This is a genomic window from Maribacter sp. (genome assembly GCF_049667165.1).
Taxonomy (GTDB): domain Bacteria; phylum Bacteroidota; class Bacteroidia; order Flavobacteriales; family Flavobacteriaceae; genus Maribacter_A.
Map to the genome: position 1 here is coordinate 1 of NZ_JBATHS010000325.1, position 4,904 is coordinate 4,904.

3 protein-coding genes are annotated in these 4,904 nt (G+C 42.3%); all 3 read left to right on the plus strand.

All coding sequences use genetic code 11. The annotated features are described in order from the left end of the window. Positions 1-552 (plus strand): MFS transporter (locus WBM98_RS15030; RefSeq protein WP_424366844.1); only part of this gene is annotated, 552 nt, incomplete at its 5' end. A 17-nt stretch (positions 553-569) separates the two neighbouring features. Beyond that, on the plus strand, positions 570-2,711 hold the full coding sequence (locus WBM98_RS15035; protein WP_424366845.1) for a beta-agarase: 2,142 nt from the start codon (positions 570-572) through the stop codon (positions 2,709-2,711). 30 nt (positions 2,712-2,741) lie between these two features. Continuing rightward, on the plus strand, positions 2,742-4,904 hold a 2,163-nt coding region (locus WBM98_RS15040; RefSeq protein WP_424366846.1), incomplete at its 3' end, for a glycoside hydrolase family 2 protein.

Here is a 4,904-nt window from a genome sequence, read left to right on the forward strand (position 1 = left end):
TGTTTGTTCGTGCTAAGTTATGGCTTTAACAACGCTACATATACCCTTGATGAAGATGCCCTTGCCAATCTGCCTAAAGAAATTAATAAAGAACAACTAGTACAACTTCAGGATAAGGTTTTTGAAAACGACCTTGAATTCAAGGCAGCATTAAAGGTTGCCTTAGGAGAAGAAAGTGCAGGTATTCATGAGTCCACCCTGGTAACGGCTTCTGCAAAAATGAATACACTTCTGATCCTTATTGGCATCATAGGATTTGTTGGGGCCTACGCGATGTCAATAGGACCGGTAATGTGGGTTTTGTTCTCAGAGCTATTCCCGACAAAAATCAGGGGTATCGCCATTTCGTTTGTAGGCCTTATAAATCTTGGAGTCGCCTTTTTTGTTCAATTGTTGTTCCCTTGGGAGCTTTCACAGTTGGGAAATGCAATGACCTTTTTGCTTTTCGGATGCTTTGCGGTCATCGGTTTTGTTTTGATATGGTTCAAGGTTCCTGAAACAAAAGGGAAGTCCCTGGAACAACTGGAAGAATTATTGGTTAAGAAGAATTAAAATAATTAGGTAAGGATATGGAGCTGTTCAATTTTAAAAGATCGTATAAGATAGAAAGACTGGTATATTTGGCCATAGTATTTATACTACTTGGTGGTTGTAAGAATGAAGGGAAACATGAAAAGGTACATGAATTGGTATTGTTCGATTTTGAAGAGGGCATGCCTACGGAATTTATTACGCCACAGGATGCGACTTTTGAATTGAAGGAAGATAACAACAACAAATTCCTTCAGGTCAATAATGGATTTACGATAAGGGAAACAGGTGTAAAACTGTTAAGCCCCCAAGATAAACCATGGGACTTATCAAGCTATTACCAAGTAAAGGCCGATGTCAGCAATGTGGGCGATGAGGATATCCAAGTAGAACTTTTTGTTGGTAACGATCCCGACGGATTATTAAGATGGTATTGTTCCGATTATGTAGATCTGGTGCCAGGTGAACGTAAAACCATAACCGTGGATTTGGCATGGACGCCCTGGATTTTCAAACCGCAAATCGAAGTAAACGGATTGCGCGGGGTTCCAGGAAAAATCAAAGCGGATTTAACGAAGGTAACTGAACTTACCTTCTGCTCGCGATACGCTACCCAGCCCAACAATTTCACTGTCGATAATGTAAGGGCGGTTGGGGAATATGAAGTTCGAAATCCAGAAGGATTCTTCCCCTTTGTTGACGAGTTTGGCCAGTATATGCATGGCGACTGGAAGAATAAAATGCATTCCGAGGAGGAGTTAAAAGAACAGGCCAAAATTGAATTGGATTATTTAGCAGAGGCTACCGGTCCTAAGGAACGTGGTGCATATGGCGGATGGACCGCAGGGCCAGAATTAGAGGCAACAGGATTCTTTAGAACGGAAAAACGGGATGGAAAATGGTGGATTGTAGACCCCGAGGGCTATTTGTTTTGGACGGCCGGATTGAATTGTGTGGCATCCGATGCGGTTTTTACGGGCACTTCACAAAGGGAAAACTACTTTAAATTTTTACCCGGACAGGATTCTCCACTTGGTCAATTTTATGCTGAAGGCACCCATGCCAGCCATGGTTTCTATAAAGACAAGCTGCCTTTTAAAACCTATAATTTCTATCAGAGTAACCTATTTAGGAAATACGGCGATGCCTGGTTGGATAAATTTAGGGAAACAGCGCATTTACGAATCAAGGATTGGGGTATGAACACGATTGGTTTCGTTTCGGATTTTGGGGCTACCCGCCAACACAAAACACCCTATGTTGGTTCTATTTGGATCAATGGCACGCCCAAGATTGAAGGCTCTGAAGGTTTCTGGGGCAAATTTCATGATGTTTTTGATCCAAATTTCAGGATTGCCGTACGCAATTCGATAGCCACCCAAAAAGAAGGGGCAAATGACCCATGGTGTATCGGTTATTTTGTGGATAATGAATTGTCCTGGGGGCAATTGGGATCCTTATCCTTGGGTACGCTCAAAAGCCCCGCTACGCAACCATCAAAAATTGAGTTTGTCAACGACCTTAAAACCAAATACCTGCAAATAGGTCATCTCAATATAGTTTGGGAGAGTGATTATGACTCTTGGGAAGCGCTGTTGCAATCCACATCAACCCCGGATGCGAAAAAAGCAGGTCCCGACCTTGTTGCATTTTATGAAAAAATAGCGGATACCTATTTCAAGGTCATCAATGAGGAACTTAAAAAAGTCGCCCCCAAACAAAACTACTTAGGCTGCCGTTTCGCTTGGGCCAATAATGAGGTAGTCTTACATGCGGCGAGCAAATATTTAGATATAATGAGTTTCAATAAATACGAGTATAGTGTCGAGAATTTCACATTGCCAGAAGGTATGGACAAACCTGTTATGATCGGGGAATTCCATTTTGGGGCCTTAGATCGTGGTAGTTTCCATGTGGGTATTAAAAAGGCAAAAGACCAAGCAGAAAGGGGACAAATGTACCAGGACTATATACATGGTGCTTTAAGACATCCGAATATTGTTGGTGCACATTGGTTCCAATACTTGGACGAGCCCAATACAGGTCGTTTCGATGGTGAAAACTATAATGTCGGGTTCGTTGATATATGTGACAATCCTTATGAGGAACTAATAGACAAAGTCAAGGAAACCACGTACTCCATGTATGAGTACAGAATCAATAATTCGGCAAATAACTGATTCGAGGGAAATTATAAAGTAAAGGTAAACATGAAAAACATAAGTGCGGAAGAACGGGATTATTTGAACAGTGCGGAAGAATCCTCAAATGAAAAAATAGTTCTTGATCTTTGTGGCAATAACTGGCAAATGGAAGGCATACGCCCTGGAGAAGGTGTTAAAGTTGGATTCCATGAACTCAATTTCGATATCACGGGGGATTCCTTTAATTGGATATACGCCAAGGTACCGGGAGATGTGTACACCGATCTTTGGAGGGCAGGTAGGTTAGATGACCCCCACTTTGGGCGAAATAGCCTTAAGGCAAAATGGGTTCCAGAAAATGAATGGTGGTATAAACGACAGTTCGATGTACCTAAGGAGATGAATGGCAAGCGCATTCAGCTCGTATTCGATGGGGTCGATTTCGGTTGCGATGTCTGGCTAAACGGCAAGTTTTTGGGCACTCATGAAGGGATGTTCTCTAAGTTCAAATTCAACGTGTCAAAAACCATTCGTTTTGAACGTCTGCGTTTTGGCACCAATGTTTTGATGGTTCGTTTACATCCTGCGCCTAGACGGTATAGTCAGGTCGCGGGTCGAAAACCTGCTTGGCATGGCGACTATTGGGTAAGCTTACCACCTACTGGTATCTGGAAACCTGTTTATTTAGAGGCCATGGGCGAGGTAACCATTGAGGATACCTATGTTAAACCAAGCTTGTTATCTGATAACAAGGCCAAATTAGAGGTAGCTTTAGAACTCCAAAATCACTTTGAAGCGGAAAGGAAAGCAAAAGTGAAGATTGAAGTAACCGGAAAAAACTTTAGTTCTAAGACGTATCAATTGGAACAAGAAGTCGCCCTGAAAAAGGGAAACAACGCTTTAAGCATCAATCTTGATGTTGATGATACAAGACTATGGTGGCCGTGGGATCTCGGGGACCAGAATTTATATGAGGCAAAGCTGACGGTTTCTGATACCAAAGGAAGTTTATGGGATACAACAACGACTGCGTTCGGTATCCGTGAAGTACAAATGGTTCATAATCCAGGATTTACCAAAGAGCAAGTTGAAAATCCCTGGACCGTCATGATCAACGGTAAACGCCATTTTATGCGTTCCGGGACTTGGGGAGGACCTCCGGACATCTTTATGGGAAGGGCACATCCAAGCAAGTATAAAGAATTGATTCGCTTGGCTAAAGAAGCGAACTTCAATAACCTAAGGATATTCGGTTGGCATCCAGAGGAAATACCATTGTTCTATCAATTGTGTAATGAAGCCGGAATTACAGTTTGGCAAGATGTCTTGCCTTTGGCGAGTTTATCCTTACCAAAGGACCAAGAATTCAAGGATGCCGTTTTTGCTGAAGCCATAGCCTCTGTGAAGGAGCAGCGCAATCATCCTTGTTTGGTGTTGTTGGAAGGTTCAGAGGAATTGTTTATGACCGCCTCAGATCCAGAATATAATTTACAGTTCGTAAACGAATTGGGTAAGGCCATTAAACCATACACACCGTTGCATTTTATTCCCTCTTCCCCTTTAAGCGATGAAGTGGGTCTTAAATTAGGCTTTAAACCCAATGAAAGTTTCCATGCCAACGATTTGTTCTATGGGGAAGGTGAATTTGTCATGGAAGATTATTTTCCAAGCTTGGATTATGCGGTAATCCCTGAGCTGGCTATTTCTTCCTGTCCCAATGTAGAGAGTATTAAAAAGTTCATTCCAGCGGATGAGATCTGGCCACCAGGACCAAGTTGGGGACATCATTGGGCCGATTTCGACGCCTTGAGAACCTTGAATTTTGAGGTACTTGGTGACCAAAGTCGGGATGGATTGGAGAAATTTGTCGAGGCCACACAAATAACCCAGGGTACAATATTTAAGTATGCCTTGGAGCATTTTAGGACTAGAAAACCGAAAACAAGCGCGATTTGTATCTGTCATTATATCACCTTCGCGCCCGATATGAAATGGGGGATCGTGGATTATTATCAGGAGAAGAAGTTGTCCTTTGACTACGTCAGAAAAGCATATCAACCTGTATTGGTGACCATGAAGCATTATGACCGAAGGTGGTTGCCTGGTGAGGAATTTAAAGGGGAATTATGGGTGGTCAATGATTTCTACAAGTCTTATACGGATTGTAGAGTCACTATAAGATTTTTGGATACTGAAAAAACCATGATTAAGGAAGAGCAATTCGATATT